We start from the raw sequence: 14,083 nt of genomic DNA, 5'->3' as shown, positions 1-14,083 counted from the left end.
CCGGCCAGGAGGACCCTCCTGCGCGTCAATCCCCCGGGAGTGGTGGGAAGTTGCCGCCGCTCCCCCGCTCCTCGCCTCGTCCGGCCGGTTGTTACCGTTCCCCGGTGTCTGACTCCTCACGTGATACCGCCGAAGGCGCCGGCTGGGGCGCCGCTGAACACGGCGCCTACCGGGCCCTCATGCCGGCCCGGACCGAGCAGCTGTCCTGGCTGAGCCCGAAGATGTTGTGGGCCGCCCGCAACGGCGTGCTGGCCTCCCTGTTCGGCGACCCCACGGGCCGTACCCGCGCCCGCTGGGTCGCCCAGCGGGCGGCGGCCGGGGCGCCGGCCGACAAGGTCGTCCGGCGCGACGACCCGGATCGTTTCTCGTTCCTGGTCATCGGCGACACCGGGGAGGGCGACGATCCTCAGTACGCGGTCGTGCCCGGGCTCCTGAAGGAGGGACGGGACACCCGGTTCGCGGTGCTCGCCAGCGACGTGATCTACCCGGTGGGCAGCGCCGACGACTACGGCACGAAATTCTTCCGCCCGTACCGGGACTACCCGGCGCCGATCTACGCGATACCCGGCAACCACGACTGGTACGAGGACCTCGGCGGCTTCATGCGGGTCTTCTGCGACGACGCCCCGCCCCTGCCGCCCGAACCCGCCCCGCGTCCCCTCACCCGGGCCTGGTTGCGCTCCCGGCTGTGGCACCGTCCCCGCCCGGACGACGGCCGGCACCTGGACGAGGCCCGCAATATGCGCTCCGCGCCCGCCCAGCAGGCCGTCCAGCCCGGACCGTACTGGGCGATCGACGCCGGCCCGGTGCGGATCGTCGGCATCGACACGGGACTGCTGGGCACCCTCGACGCCGAACAGGGCGCCTGGCTGCGCGAGGTGTCCCGGGGGCCGCGCCCGAAGATCCTGGTCACCGGTTCGCCCCTGTACGTGGACGGCGAGCACCGTCCGTGCGCCATCGAGGGCGGCGGCACCGTCGACGACGTCGTCCGCGACCCGGCCCACCGCTATGTCGCGGCGATCGGCGGCGACATCCACAACTACCAGCGGTATCCGGTCGACGTGGACGGCCGCACGATCCAGTACGTGGTCGCGGGCGGCGGCGGTGCGTTCATGCACGCCACCCACACCATCCCCCGCGTCTCGGTGGCCGGTGTCACCGAGGACGACTTCCGCTGCTATCCGCTGCGCGGCGACTCCCTCGCCTTCTACAGCGGGCTGTACGGGCGCCGGCTGCGGTTGCGGCGCTTCTTCACGCTGACGGAGGCCGAGGCGACGGCCGTGATCACCGAACGCCTCGGCATCCGCCCGGCCCGCGCCCCGGGCCCCACCGCGCGGGTCACCCGGCGCACGCGGCTGGTCGCCGGGCTGCTGGGCACCGGGAGCCGCCCCGATCGCCGCAAGCGGTTCCGGCTGCCCGTGCGCAAGATCTACACGCAGGTGTTCTCGCCGGGTTCGGCGACGTACAGCCCGCCCTTCTTCAAGTGCTTCCTGCGTCTGGACGTCTCCCCGGACGCGGTCCGGCTGCGCTGCTACGCCGCCACCGGCAACCGGACGCAGGAGGTGGATCCGCCGGTCGAGGACGAGGTGACCATCCCGCTCGTGTGACCGGGCGCGCCGGTCACCAGCGTCCCGGCTCGCTGCCGGTGAGCGGCGTCGACGCGGTGCCGTCCACGCCGACGGGCACCTCACCGGCGAGCATCACCCGGTGCATGGTCCTCGGGTGGTCGAGGTGGGCGTGGTCGGCGGGGGCGAGATGGATGGTGGCCCGGTTGTCCCAGAAGGCGACGCTGCCGGGCTCCCAGCGGAAGCGGACCGTGTACTCGGGCCGGGTCGCCTGTTCCAGCAGCATCTCCAGGACCGCCGCGCTCTCGGGGCGGGAGAGCCCGGCGATCTGCTCGACGTAGTAGCCGTTGACGAACAGCACCCGCTCCCCCGTCTCCGGGTGGACGCGGACCAGCGGGTGCACCGTCGCGGTCTGGTGGTCCAGCAGGTGCCGGACGTAGGCGTCGTCGCCCGGCCGGGGCTGGTAGCCCACCCCGAGGCGGTGTTCGGCCCGCAGGCCGTCGACGAACGCGCGTACCGGGGCGGACAGCCCGGCGTAGGCGGCGGCCAGGTTGGACCAGGTGGTGTCGCCGCCGTACGGCGGGACGGTCTCGGCGCGCAGGACGGTGGCGGCGGGCGGATCGACACGGGCGCCGTGGTCGCAGTGCCAGCCGCGCAGCAGCGTGTGGCGCCGGCGGCGCAGCCACTCGTCGTGCTCCATGCCGAACCGCCCGCCCAGCTCCAGCCGGTCGGCGGTCGTCTCGATCTCCGGGTGGTCCGCGGGCGACGCCTTTCCGCGCCGGGGCAGGACGACCGGTTCCCCGAAGCGGCGCGCGAACGCCACGTGTCCGGCGTGGTCGAGGCGCTGGTCGCGGAAGAACACCACCTTCCAGCGCAGCACCGCCGCGCGGATCGCGGCGACCTGCGCCTCGTCGAGACCGGCGGCCAGGTCGACGCCGCCGATCTCGGCGCCGATGTGCCCGGCGACCGGTTTCACCTCGATGCCCGCGGCCCGCGTCGCCGCGTGTTCCGCCGTGGCCCTGTCCGTCGTCATGCGCGCTCCGTTGGTCGGTCGTCCGATGCGGCTCCAGCAGAGATCGTGGCAGTCTTCGCCCGACGTGGCGACAGGGCCCCGGTGGGCCCTCAGACGGTGAACTCCCGTATCACCGTGTTCCGGAACACCGCCTCGCCGTCGGCCGTGAACAGGGCGAGCCCGCGGTCGATCAGGTACGGGAAGGCCGCCGTCGAGTGCGTGTACCGTCCGTCGTCCACGAACATCTCCACGGACGTGTGGTCCACCAGGACGCGCAGCCGTACGGTGCGGGCGGACGGGTCGAACGGGGTGCGGCTCTCCTGCCACCGTCCGGAGGCGTCGGGGTTCACCGCGCCCCGGCGGTTGAGGAAGGCGTAGTCCGCCCAGACGCCGGCGTCGATGTGGCGGCCGCCGTCCCCGGAGCGGCGCAGCTGCACGCCGGCGCCGGTCAGCCGGTCCCAGGTGATGTCGCAGGTCAGCTCGTAGGCGGTGCCCGTGTACTCCAGCACGCGGGTGCCGTCGACGGTGAGGTCGCCCAGCCGTACGGTCCGCGAGACGTGGGCGTCGAGCGCGGTCACCGGCCGCGAGGCGAGGTAGTACGTGCCGGCCGGGTCACGCTTCAGGCGTATCTCGCGGACGATGGAGTCGGTGCCGTTGAAGCCGTCGGTGTCGATCGTGGGCGTGGTGTTCGCGTAGTCCCAGTTGTTCAGCCAGCCGATGGCGTAGCGCCCGCCCGCGTCGATCGTGCCGTGCGCGTCCCGCTTCTCGAAGGTGACGGCGCCGTACCAGTCGAAGCCGTGGTCGAGCCACTGCGGGGCGTCGGCGTCGGCGGTGAACGCGCTGCCGTCGAAGGAGCCGGTCCAGTAGGCGTAGGTGTGGGGCAGCCCCGCGGCCTTGCCGTTGGCGCTCACCCCGAGCACCCATCTCGCCGTACCGTCGTCGGCGGTGATGCGGAACAGGTCGGGGCACTCCAGGACGCCGAGGCCCTCCTCGGTGAAGCCCCCCGCGTAGGTCCAGCGCTTCAGGTCGGCGGAGTGGTAGAAGCCCACCTTGGTGCCCTCGGCGAGCGCCATCACCCACCGGCCGCGTTCCTCGTCGCGGATCACCTTGGGGTCGCGGAAGTCGCGCACGCCCGGATTGGGCAGCACGGGATCGGTGCCGTGGGGGGTGAAGGTGCGCCCGCCGTCGGTGGAGTGGTACAGGTACTGGGCCTGCGAGGTGGGGCCGTCGTCGGGCGACATCGTGGCCAGGACGACGACCGCGCCCGCGCCGAAGCCCGCCGTGCCGTGGGTGTCCACCACCGCCGAGCCGGACCACACGTCACCGTTCGGCGTGGTGTCCTTCGGCACCGCGATCCCGCGGTCCGTGAAGGAGACCAGGTCGGTGCTGGTGGCCAGACGCCAGGCGGTGCCCGCCATGGTGCCGCCGGCGAAGTAGTCGGGGTTGTACAGGTAGAAGTAGCGGTACTCGCCGTCGATCCAGACCGGGCGCTGCGGGTCGTTCTTCCACTGGTCGGGGACGGTGAAGTGGTAGGCGGCGCGGTAGCGGCCGCAGCCGGCGGCGGGCTTCAGCCGGGGCCCGGCGGCGGCCGGGGGCGCGGGCAGCACCACGGCCGCCGCGCCGGCGGCCGACCCGGCGAACAGAGCTCTCCTGGACATTCCACGCATCACTGCGTCGTTCCTCTCGTCGGTGGTGCGAGAGCGGCTCGGAAACAGGCTCACGTGGAACCAGGACTGTAGACCTAACTCGTTAAAGGTCAAGCGAACGCGCCTCTTGACAGGCCCGCTCCACGCTTCTCATCATCTGGGCATCGCACCTCGACTAACACGGGTTAGGCCCATTCGATGACCACCTCGCACCTCACTCGCCGGGCGCTGTTGCGCTACGGCGCCTACGGCACGGGAGCCGCCGCCCTGGCCGGCACCGCCGCGAGCTGGGACCGGCTCACCGGAGCCGACATCCCCGGCCGCGACGACGGCTCCCTGGTCGTCGCCACCCCCGGCTCCGCCTTCGACCCGGCGGCCGTACGCGCCCTGCGCGAGGGCTTCCGGAAACTCCACCCCGACATCCCGCTGCGGGTGAACGCCGTCCAGGCCGTCGACTGGTCGGATTTCTTCGCGAAGATCCTCACCCAGATCGCGGCGGGCACCGCTCCCGACCTGGTCTACGTCGCCACCGAGGGCGTGCAGCTGTTCGCGCGGCGCCTCGGAGTGCCGCTGGACCGCTGGGTGAAGCGGGACGCGCACGAACTGCGCGAGTACTTCGCCGACGTCCACCCCTCGCTGGTGGAGTCGATGATGTACGAGGGCAGCCTCTACCAGCTGCCGGTGGAGTTCAACGCGGCCGACGTCTACCTCAACCGGCAGGTCCTGGAGCGGGCGGACGCGGACCTCCCGCCGGCCGACTGGAGCCGGGACGACTTCACCGCGCTGCTGCGCCGGATGAAGCGGTCGAGCGACTCCCACTTCACGCCGTACTTCTGGACCAACCGGCTGTGGGGCGGCGTGGTCCCGTGGCTGTTCGCGAACGGCACCAACCTGCTCGACGAGTCCAGGGCGCCCGGCGGTTCCTGGCTGTGGGACGCCTTCTACCCGGCCGCACAGCGGCGCGGGCGCGGCGGCGGGTACCGCTGGACCACCCCGCAGGCCACCGACGACCGCGTGACGGAGGTGTACGACTATCTCGCCTCGCTCATCCAGGACGGCCTGTGCACCCGTCCGGAGGGCGGCAACGGCAGCAACCTGGTGGGCGTGTTCTCCACCGGACGGGTCGGCGTCACCCCCGCGGGCGGCTTCTGGTCGGGCGGCCTGCACCTGGCGGGCACGGACCCGGCCGGCTACGACGTGCAGTACTTCCCCCGCTGGCGCACCCACCGCCACCAGTTCGGCGCGGCCGGCTACGCGCTGCTGCGCACCTCCAGGAAGCAGGACGCGGCCTGGGAGTTCATCAAGTACGCCGCCCGCCGGGACACCCTGACCCGGCTGTTCCGGGGCAACCAGACCACCCCGGCGCGCCGCTCGATGCTCACCGGCACCCGCTACCGGGAGACCGGCCCGGCCAACTGGCGGGTCTTCTACGACACCCTCGACCGGTTCCCCGACACCGGGCCGATCCCCGCGCCGCCGCAGGTCGCCGAGGTCGAGCAGGTGCTGCTCAAGCACACCGGCGCCGCCCTGGCGTCCCCGGGCGCGGTCCGTCCGGCGCTGCGCAGGATGCAGGGCGACCTGGAGAAGGCCATGGAGCGTGACGTATGACGAACACTCGGACACCGGCCGTACGGCCCCGGCCCCGGCCCGCGGCGCCTGCCCCGACGGTGCCGCGCCGCACGGCCCGTTCCCGCGGCACCCGGCTGCTGGCCGCGCTGTTCCTGGCGCCGACGATCGTCGGCATCGTGGTCTTCACGGTCGTGCCGATCGCCGGTTCGGTCGTGCTCAGCCTCTTCCACTGGGACGTGATCGAGTCTCCGTCCTTCGCCGGAGCGGCCAACTACCGCGAGGTGTTCGGCGACGCGACGGTGCTGGTCTCCTTCCGCAACACGCTCGTGTTCATGGTGTTCGCCGTCGCGCTGCAACTGCTGATCGCGCTGGTCCTGGCGCTCGCGGTGAACGGGCGGATGCCGGTGTGGCTGAGGTCGGTGTTCCGCTCGGCGTTCTTCTTCCCGCTGGTGCTGTCCGCCGCGTCCATCTCGGTGGTGATGAAGTACCTCTTCAACCAGGACTTCGGGGTGGTCAACTGGCTGCTCGGGCTGGTCGGGATCGCGCCGGTGCCGTGGCTGACCTCCGAGAACGCGGCGATGGCGACGGTGGTCCTCGTCTACGTCTGGCAGCAGTTCGGTTTCTCGTTCCTGCTGTTCGTCGGCGGCCTGAACAACATCCCCAAGGAGATCCACGAGGCCGCCTCCCTGGACGGCGCGACCGGCCTGCGCAAGCACCTCGCCGTCACCCTGCCGCTGCTGTCCCCCACGCTGCTCGTCGCGTCGGTGGTCGGCATCATCAACGCGCTGCAGGTCTTCGAGCAGCCGTACGTCCTGACCGCCGGCGGGCCCGGCGACTCCACCCGCACCGTCGTGATGGTGATCTACGAGACCGCGTTCGAGCAGCTCCGGTTCGGCGAGGCGTCCGCGGTGGGCGTGCTGCTGTTCGTGCTGGTCATGGCGGTCACCGCCCTTCAGTTCCGGCTCAGCCGGCGTTTCGTCCACTACCAGTGAGCCGGTGAGCCCCATGAGTCAAGCAACGACGGCCCTCCTGCGTGCGCGCCACGGCCTCGCGCCCTGGGCGCGGATCGCCTCACTGGCCGTGTGCGCCCTGCTGACCCTCGGTCCCGTGCTGTGGACGGTCTCCACCTCGCTGCGCACGCCCGCCGAGGCGTTCGACCTGCCGCCGCGACTGATCCCGGCCGACCCGTCGGCCGAGGCGTACCGCGGTGTGTTCGACCAGCTCGACGTGTGGCTGCTCGCCCTCAACTCGACCCTGGTGACCGCGCTGATCGCGGCCGGCCAGATGGTAACGGCGGGCCTGGCGGGATACGCCTTCGCGCGCCTGGAGTTCCGGTTCAAGAAGCCGCTGTTCGGCCTGGTGCTGGCGACCATGATGGTGCCGTTGCAGGTCACCGTCGTGCCGGTGTTCCTGGTGCTGAAGTCCATGAGCCTGACCGACACCCTGCTCGGGCTGATCGTCCCGGCGTTCCCGACCGCCTTCGGCACCTTCCTGATGCGCCAGTACTTCCTGGGCATGCCCAAGGACCTGGGCGAGGCGGCGATGCTGGACGGCGCGGGCCCCTGGCGGACCTTCCGGTCGGTGTACGCCCCGCTGGCCGCACCCGGCCTCGCGATCGTCGGCGTCCTGGCCTTCAACTACCACTGGAACGAGTTCTTCCGGCCGCTGATCCTCGAGACCTCCAGCCAGAACTACACCTTGCCGCTGGGCCTGGTGTCCCTCCAGGGCAACCTCGGCACCGGGTCGGTCTCGGTGGTCCTCGCCGGTGTCGTGCTGTCCATGATCCCCGCAGTCGCCGTGTTCCTCGTCGGCCAGCGCCCCCTTCGCGAGGGCATCACCTCCGCAGGAGTCAACCGTTGAGCCTCGTCGCTCCCCCGCAGGACCCGCACGCCCCGCGCTTCCGGGTCCGCCCGCCCGCCAACTGGATCAACGACCCCAACGGGCCGTTCCGCTGGCGGGGCCGGTACCACCTGTTCTACCAGCACAACCCCGGCGCCCCGGTGCACGCGAACGTCCACTGGGGCCACGCCTCCAGTGCCGACCTCGCCCACTGGGAGCACCACCCCCTGGCGCTCACCCCGACGCCGGGCGGCCCGGACGAGGCGGGCTGCTGGTCCGGCTGCGTCGTCGACGACGGCGGAGTGCCGACGGCGGTGTACACCGGCATCGACCGTGAGCACACCGGGCTCGGCACGATCTGCCTGGCCCGGGCGGCCGATCCGCGGGACGCCTCGCTGACCGCGTGGCGGCCGGTGCCCGAGCCCGTGGTCGGCGGGCCACCAGCCGGTCTCGACGTGGTGATGTTCCGCGACCCGTTCGTGTTCCGGCACGGCGGCCGGCGCCACGCACTGGTCGGCGCCGGGCACGCCGACGGCACGCCCTCGGTCCTGCTGTACGACTGCGACGACCTGACCGACTGGCGGTTCGCCGGCGTCCTGCTCGACGGTCACGACCCCCTCGCCGCCGAGGCGTTCGGCGACGGGGCGGTCGGCTGGGAGTGCCCCCAGCTGTTCACGGCCCGCACCGGGGAACAGGTGCTGGTCGTGTCGCTGTGGGACGGCGACCCGCACTCCACCGGGTACCTGACGGGCCGTCTGGAGCCGGACGGCGATGGGGGGCTGTGCCTCGCGGCGCGGCACGCCGGGCGCCTCGACCACGGTCGCGACTTCTACGCGCCCGCCGTCCTCCAGGAGACCGGCCGGACGCTGATGTGGGGCTGGTCCTGGGAGGCCCGCGACCGGGACTCGGCCGAGCGCGCCGGGTGGGCGGGCGTCCTCACCGCGCCCCGGGTCGTCGACGTCGACCCCGGGGACGGGTCGCTGCGGGTCGCCCCGGCCCCGGAACTGGACCTGCTGCGCGCCGCCGACCCGTTCGTCACCACCCTGGCCCGGACCGCGCTCCCGGAGGCCTACGACCTGACGGTCACCGCCCGCGAGGGCACCACGGTGAGCCTGCTGCGGTCCGCGTCGGGCGCGGAGCTGACGGTGCGGGTCGACCCGGCCGAGGGCACGGTGACCCTGGACCGGGGCGACTGGCCGCGAACGGGGGCCGAGGGCACGGCGCCGGTCGTGGTGCGAGTGCCGCCGGGGGCGGAGCTGACCGTGCGGATCCTCGTCGACGGTTCGCTGTACGAGCTGTTCGCCGACGACCGGGCCATGGTCACCGAACGTGTCTACCGCGGGCCCGACGACGTACGGGAACTGGTCGTCACGGGAGCCGGCGCCGAGGTCACCGGGTGGGCGCAGGGCCCACCGACGCGCGGCTGACCATCGGTCCGGCGACGCGCCGGACGGTGGCCGGCGGGGTCCGTCCGGTGTCGATGGCCTCCAGGAGCAGCCGCGCGGCGGCCTCGCCCATCTCCCGGTGCGGCAGCGCGACCGTGGTGAGGGGCGGGGAGAGGAAGGCGGCCATGTGTTCCTGGTCGTCGTAGCCGACCACGGACAGCTCGCCGGGGACGTCGATACCGAGCCGGGTCGCGGCGTGCAGGACGCCCGCCGCGACCCGGTCGTTGTAGCAGAAGACCGCCGTGGGCCGCCGGTCGGCCGGAACGGAGTCGAGCAGCCGCAGGGCGCCCTCGTGGCCGCCGGAGATCTCGCCGCCCGTACGGACGACCCACTCCTTGGGGACGGTGACGCCCTCCACCCGCAGGGCGTCCCGGAAGCCGCGCAGCCGTTCGACGGAGGCGATGTCGTCCAGACCGCCGATCACGGCCAGCCGGCGGTGCCCCGCGTCCAGGAGCAGCCGGGCCGCCGTACGGCCCCCGGCGCGTTCGGCGGGGACGACGGCGGGCAGGGAGCCGTCCTCGGGCAGGCAGTTGGCCAGCACGGCGTGGGTGCGGTGCAGGCCCTCGGGGACGCGGACGCGGCGCAGGGACATGGCCGCGTAGACGATGCCGTCCACGCGCCGGTCGAGGAGCTCGGCGACGGCCGCGTCCTCCTTGGCCGGGTCGCCGCCCGAGTCGACCGTCACGACCAGATGACCGCTGTCCCAGGCGGTCTCCATGGCGCCGCGCAGCAGCCGGCCCGCGAACGGCGAGGAGGCGATCTGGTCGGTGACCATGCCGATCACGGCCGTGCGGCGGCGGCGCAGGCCCCGGGCGAGGGGGTCGGGCCGGTAGCCGAGCTGGGCGGCGGCCTGCCGGATGCGCTCCTGGGTGGCGGGCGAGAGATTGCCCTCGGCCCGGCCGTTGAACACGAAGGAGACCGCGGTGTGCGACACCCCGGCGATCCGGGCGACATCCCGTGACGTGGGACGACCCGTCCCCGTCGTGCGCTTCTGCTCGGCGCTGTCCATGCCCGTCGGCCGCCCTCGTCCCGCCCCGTCCGGTTGATCATTGCCCACCCTATCCGTGACGCTGGACGGGCGGCACACGGTCGTAACAGTCAAGGGAAGGTCCGGCAGTGATCAGTATCCCGACGCACACGCTCAACGACGGCACCACGCTCCCCGCCCTGGGTCTGGGCACCTGGCCGATGAAGAACGACGAGGCCGAGCGGGCGGTCCGCGACGCCCTGGAGACGGGCTACCGCCTGATCGACACGGCGACGAACTACCGCAACGAGACCGGCGTCGGCCGGGGCGTGGTCGGCAGCGACGTCCCCCGCGAGGAGATCGTGGTGACGACCAAACTGCCCGGCCGGCACCACGGCTACGAGGAGACGCTCGCCTCGTTCGAGGAGTCCCGCGCCCGGCTCGGCCTGGAGTACGTCGACCTGTACCTGATCCACTGGCCGCTGCCCCGCGTGGACCGGTACGTGGGCTCCTGGAAGGCCATGATCAAGCTGCGCGACGACGGTCTCGTGCGCTCGATCGGCGTCTCCAACTTCACGGCGGAGCACATCGAGCGGCTGGAGAAGGAGACGGGGGTCCTGCCGTCCGTGAACCAGATCGAGCTGCACCCGCTCTTCCCGCAGGACGAACTGCGTGCCTTGCACGAGCGCAAGGGCGTCCGCACCGAGAGCTGGAGCCCGCTGGGCCGGGGCAGCGACCTGCTCGACGACCCGGCCGTCGCCGCCGTCGCCGAGGCGCACGGGGTGACGCCGGCCCAGGCGGTGCTGCGCTGGCACACTCAGCTCGGCGCGGTGCCGATCCCGAAGTCGTCGGATCCCGGGCGGCAGCGCGCGAACCTCGACGTGTTCGGCTTCACCCTGGACGACGCCCAGATGGAAGCCGTCGCCGACCGTTCCCACCGGCGGATCGGCGGGGACCCTGAGGTGCACGAGGAGTTCTGACGCGGGTACCCGTACCCGGCATCGGTCGGTTCGCGAGGCCGGGAAGGAGCCGCAGGTGGGCGAGGAGAACGGGCTGCGGGAGTACCGCGGCAAGCGCCGTTTCGGCCGGACGTCGGAGCCCGCGGGCCGCCGGGCGCCCGCCGAGGGCGGCCGGCCCCGCTTCGTGGTGCAGATCCACGACGCGAGCACCCTGCACTTCGACTTCCGGTTGCAGGTGGCCGACGTGCTGAAGTCCTGGTCGGTGCCGAAGGGGCCGTCGGCGGACCCGAGCGACAAACGGCTCGCCGTGCCCACGGAGGACCATCCGCTGGAGTACGAGGAGTTCGAGGGCGTGATCCCCGAGGGCGAGTACGGCGGCGGCACGGTCATCGTCTGGGACCGCGGCACGTACGAACCGCTGAGCCACGACCGCGAGGGGCGGCCGGTCGACTTCGGGGAGTCGCTCGCGCGCGGGCACGCCAGGTTTCGGCTGCGCGGCGCCAAGCTGCGCGGCGAGTACGCGCTGACCCGGTTCCGCGGCGCGAAGGACGGGGACGAGCAGGAGGCGTGGCTCCTCGTGAAGACAGCGGGCGGCGGCGGGGCCCGGGGGCACGGCACCCCCGATCCCCGGCGGGCGCGGTCGGCACGGACCGGCCGGACGCTCGCCAGGGTCGCCGCGGAAGGGCGCGGGGCATAGGGGAAGGCACAGGGGGCGGGGCGTCTCACTCCGGGGGCAGTGGCTGTTCGGCCCAGATGGTCTTGCCGACGCCGGTCTGGCGGCTGCCCCAGCGCTGGGTGAGCTGAGCGACCAGCAGCAGCCCCCGGCCGCCCTCGTCGAAGGCGTGGGCCCGGCGCAGATGCGGCGAGGTGGAGCTGGCGTCGGAGACCTCGCAGATCAGCGTGCGGTCGCGGATGAGGCGCAGCTGGACGGGCGGTTCGCCGTACCGGATCGCGTTGGTGACGAGCTCGCTGACGACCAGTTCGGTGACGAACGCCGCCTCGTCCAGCCCCCATGCCGCCAGCCGCTCGGTGACGGACCGCCGGACGCCTGCCACGTGCGCGGGGTCCGGGGTGACCTCCCACGTGGCGACCTGGTCCGTGCCCAGCGCCCGGGTGCGGGCCAGCAGTAGAGCCACGTCGTCGCCGGGTTCCGCCGGCAGCACGGCCTTGAGCACGCTGTCGCACAGGGCGTCCAGCGAGTTCGCGGGAGCGGTCAGCGCGCGGCACAGCTCCGTGGTGGCGTGGTCGATGTCGTGGTCGGGGTCCTCCAGGAGACCGTCGGTGTACAGCGCGACGACGGAGCCCTCGGACAGGATCACCTCGGTCGCCTCGAAGGGCAGTCCGCCGACACCGAGCGGTGGCCCGGCGCTGACGGAGAGGAGGCGGGTGGTGCCGTCGGGGAGCACGAGGGCGGGCGCGGGGTGGCCGGCGGAGGCGAGGGCGAGGCAGCTGGTGACGGGGTCGTAGACGGCGTAGAGGCAGGTGGCGCCCAGTTCGGCGACCTCGTCGGCGCCACCGTCCGCGGCGAGGTGGGCGACGAGGTCGTCGAGGTGGGTGAGGAGCTCGTCGGGAGGCAGGTCCACGTCGGCGAGGGTGCGGACGGCCGTGCACAGGCGGCCCATGGTGGCGGAGGACGGGATGCCGTGGCCGACGACGTCGCCGACGACCAGGGCGACCCGGCTGCCGGAGAGCGGGATCACGTCGAACCAGTCGCCGCCGATGCCGGCCGCCGAGCCGGAGGGCAGATAGCGGTGGGCCACTTCGACAGCGGACTGGCCGGGCAGGCCCTTGGGCAGGAGGCTGTGCTGGAGGGCGAGCGCGGTGGAGCGCTCGCGGGCGAAGCGGCGGGCGTTGTCGATACAGACGGCGGCCCGGCTGGCCAGTTCCTCGGCCAGGACGATGTCGTCGGGGGCGAACGCGTCCCGGGGAGTGACGCGCATCGCCGTCGCGACGCCCATGGTGGTGCCGCGGGCCCGCAGCGGAATCGCCAGGGTGGAGCTGACGCGGTCGCGGAACGGCCGGTTGGCGGGAACCTGCTCGTTGCGCACCCGCATCCACCCGTCGAAGTCCGGGTCTCCCGGGCCCGTGAGGACCGGCCGGCCCTCCCGGAGCGCCCGCGCGGGCGCGGAGCAGGACGGGTACACGTCGGTGTCGCCCAGACGCACGGACGGCCTCGGAAGCCCCTGGGCGGCGGATTCGTGGGCGACTCGGCGCAGCACGATGTCCTCGGCCGGCACCGCGAGCGGTTCGTCCGCGCCGAGGACCCAGTCGAGCAGGTCGACGCTGGCGAAGTCGGTGAACCGCGGCACGAGGATGTCGATCAGTTCCTCGGCGGTGCGCACCACGTCCAGGGTGGTGCCGATCGCGGTCGCGGCCTCGTTCAGCAGGGCCAGCCGCTGCCGGGTCCGGTGCTGCTCCGTGCTCTCGAACCCCGCCACGGCCACGGCGGCCACGTCACCGGCCGCGTCGCGCAGCGGCCACATCTCGATGGTCCAGGCGTGCTCGCCGAGCCGGGAGGAGGCGGGCGTGAGGGTCTCGTAGCGCGCGGACCGGCCGGTGTCGACGACCTGCCGCAGGTGCCGCAGGAATCCCGACCCGTTGGCGTCGATCTCCTCCATGACCTCCGGGAGCTGCCGGCCGATCAGTGCTTCCTCCGGCGCACCCAGCATCCGCTGCGCCGTGTCGTTGACCCGCAGATAGCGCTGCCGGATGTCGTGGACGGACATCGCCAGGGACGCCTGCTGGAAGGTCTCCCCGGTCAGCAGAAGGGTGCGCTCGTCGGGCGGCGAGACGGTCACCGCGTACCCGTACGGTGTGCCGGCCGCCCCCAGCAGGGGGCAGCCGCGCAGGGACAGGGTCAGGGTCGAGCCGTCGCGGTGGCGGAGCACGGCCGTGCCCGACAGCGTCGAGAGGGCTCCGGGCGGCTCCTCCCGGGCGAGCAGGTCCCGCGCGGGCCGCCCGACGACCTCCTCGGCCGGATAGCCGGTCAGCCGCCGGGCGCCCTCGCTCCACCCCGTCAGTGTGCCGCGGGCGTCCAGGGTCGCCACGGCGGAGGCATGCTCCATAGCGTCCAGGATTGAC

The 14,083-nt window shown here is 73.1% G+C and carries 11 protein-coding genes; 7 read left to right on the top strand and 4 right to left on the bottom strand.

Annotated elements, in window-relative coordinates; translation table 11 throughout:
- Positions 1 to 104: 104 nt before the first annotated feature.
- Positions 105 to 1,607, top strand: coding sequence for a metallophosphoesterase family protein (locus IEZ05_RS07730; RefSeq protein ID WP_189229262.1), 1,503 nt, complete (start codon positions 105 to 107; stop codon positions 1,605 to 1,607).
- A 13-nt stretch (positions 1,608 to 1,620) separates the two neighbouring features.
- Here IEZ05_RS07730 and IEZ05_RS07725 read toward each other — a convergent pair whose 3' ends face one another.
- Together IEZ05_RS07725 and IEZ05_RS07720 are read right to left on the bottom strand one after the other, a co-directional pair.
- Complete coding sequence (locus tag IEZ05_RS07725) at positions 1,621 to 2,598, bottom strand: TauD/TfdA dioxygenase family protein (RefSeq protein ID WP_189229261.1); 978 nt, start codon at positions 2,596 to 2,598, stop codon at positions 1,621 to 1,623.
- Positions 2,599 to 2,687: 89 nt separating this feature from the next.
- Entirely contained in the window at positions 2,688 to 4,244 is a 1,557-nt protein-coding gene (locus tag IEZ05_RS07720) for a glycoside hydrolase family 32 protein (RefSeq protein ID WP_189229260.1), read from the bottom strand.
- 177 nt (positions 4,245 to 4,421) lie between these two features.
- Between IEZ05_RS07720 and IEZ05_RS07715 the strand changes: the two genes are divergently transcribed.
- Genes IEZ05_RS07715 through IEZ05_RS07700 form a run of 4 tightly spaced genes read left to right on the top strand, consistent with a single transcriptional unit; the run spans position 4,422 to position 9,058 of the window.
- Complete coding sequence (locus IEZ05_RS07715) at positions 4,422 to 5,831, top strand: extracellular solute-binding protein (protein ID WP_189229259.1); 1,410 nt, start codon at positions 4,422 to 4,424, stop codon at positions 5,829 to 5,831.
- Complete coding sequence (locus IEZ05_RS07710; protein WP_189229258.1) at positions 5,828 to 6,784, top strand: carbohydrate ABC transporter permease; 957 nt, start codon at positions 5,828 to 5,830, stop codon at positions 6,782 to 6,784. Before IEZ05_RS07715 ends, IEZ05_RS07710 begins: the two co-directional genes overlap by 4 nt.
- 13 nt (positions 6,785 to 6,797) lie before the next feature.
- Positions 6,798 to 7,652, top strand: a complete 855-nt coding sequence (locus IEZ05_RS07705) for a carbohydrate ABC transporter permease (protein WP_189229257.1) — start codon at positions 6,798 to 6,800, stop codon at positions 7,650 to 7,652.
- Positions 7,649 to 9,058, top strand: coding sequence for a glycoside hydrolase family 32 protein (locus tag IEZ05_RS07700; protein WP_189229256.1), 1,410 nt, complete (start codon positions 7,649 to 7,651; stop codon positions 9,056 to 9,058). Before IEZ05_RS07705 ends, IEZ05_RS07700 begins: the two co-directional genes overlap by 4 nt.
- On the opposite strand, the gene IEZ05_RS07695 is transcribed toward IEZ05_RS07700, so the two are convergent.
- On the bottom strand, positions 9,021 to 10,085 hold the full coding sequence (locus IEZ05_RS07695) for a LacI family DNA-binding transcriptional regulator (protein WP_189229255.1): 1,065 nt from the start codon (positions 10,083 to 10,085) through the stop codon (positions 9,021 to 9,023). The two genes, IEZ05_RS07700 and IEZ05_RS07695, sit on opposite strands and share 38 nt — an antisense overlap.
- A 107-nt stretch (positions 10,086 to 10,192) precedes the next feature.
- Between IEZ05_RS07695 and IEZ05_RS07690 the strand changes: the two genes are divergently transcribed.
- Together IEZ05_RS07690 and IEZ05_RS07685 are read left to right on the top strand one after the other, a co-directional pair.
- Positions 10,193 to 11,023 carry an aldo/keto reductase gene (locus tag IEZ05_RS07690; RefSeq protein WP_189229254.1) on the top strand — a complete coding sequence of 277 codons (831 nt, stop codon included), beginning with the start codon at positions 10,193 to 10,195 and terminating at the stop codon, positions 11,021 to 11,023.
- Between the two features lie 55 nt (positions 11,024 to 11,078).
- On the top strand, positions 11,079 to 11,699 hold the full coding sequence (locus tag IEZ05_RS07685; RefSeq protein ID WP_189229253.1) for a DNA polymerase ligase N-terminal domain-containing protein: 621 nt from the start codon (positions 11,079 to 11,081) through the stop codon (positions 11,697 to 11,699).
- 25 nt (positions 11,700 to 11,724) lie between these two features.
- Here IEZ05_RS07685 and IEZ05_RS07680 read toward each other — a convergent pair whose 3' ends face one another.
- The gene (locus IEZ05_RS07680; RefSeq protein ID WP_189229252.1) at positions 11,725 to 14,067 is read right to left on the bottom strand and encodes a SpoIIE family protein phosphatase; all 2,343 of its coding nucleotides are present in this window, start codon (positions 14,065 to 14,067) and stop codon (positions 11,725 to 11,727) included.
- Positions 14,068 to 14,083 lie beyond the last annotated feature (16 nt).

Source organism: Streptomyces flaveolus, assembly GCF_014648815.1.
Lineage (GTDB): Bacteria > Actinomycetota > Actinomycetes > Streptomycetales > Streptomycetaceae > Streptomyces > Streptomyces flaveolus.
The sequence above is the reverse complement of the archived record's forward strand: the minus strand, read 5'-3'. Positions and strand labels throughout refer to the sequence as shown.

Bases quoted from the DNA above. Each gene is read 5' to 3' on its own strand.
- IEZ05_RS07680 (WP_189229252.1), bottom strand. From the start codon at position 14,067: ATGGAGCATGCCTCCGCCGTGGCGACCCTGGACGCCCGCGGCACACTG.
- IEZ05_RS07725 (WP_189229261.1), bottom strand. From the start codon at position 2,598: ATGACGACGGACAGGGCCACGGCGGAACACGCGGCGACGCGGGCCGCG.
- IEZ05_RS07695 (WP_189229255.1), bottom strand. From the start codon at position 10,085: ATGGACAGCGCCGAGCAGAAGCGCACGACGGGGACGGGTCGTCCCACG.
- IEZ05_RS07710 (WP_189229258.1), top strand. From the start codon at position 5,828: ATGACGAACACTCGGACACCGGCCGTACGGCCCCGGCCCCGGCCCGCG.
- IEZ05_RS07720 (WP_189229260.1), bottom strand. From the start codon at position 4,244: ATGCGTGGAATGTCCAGGAGAGCTCTGTTCGCCGGGTCGGCCGCCGGC.
- IEZ05_RS07715 (WP_189229259.1), top strand. From the start codon at position 4,422: ATGACCACCTCGCACCTCACTCGCCGGGCGCTGTTGCGCTACGGCGCC.
- IEZ05_RS07705 (WP_189229257.1), top strand. From the start codon at position 6,798: ATGAGTCAAGCAACGACGGCCCTCCTGCGTGCGCGCCACGGCCTCGCG.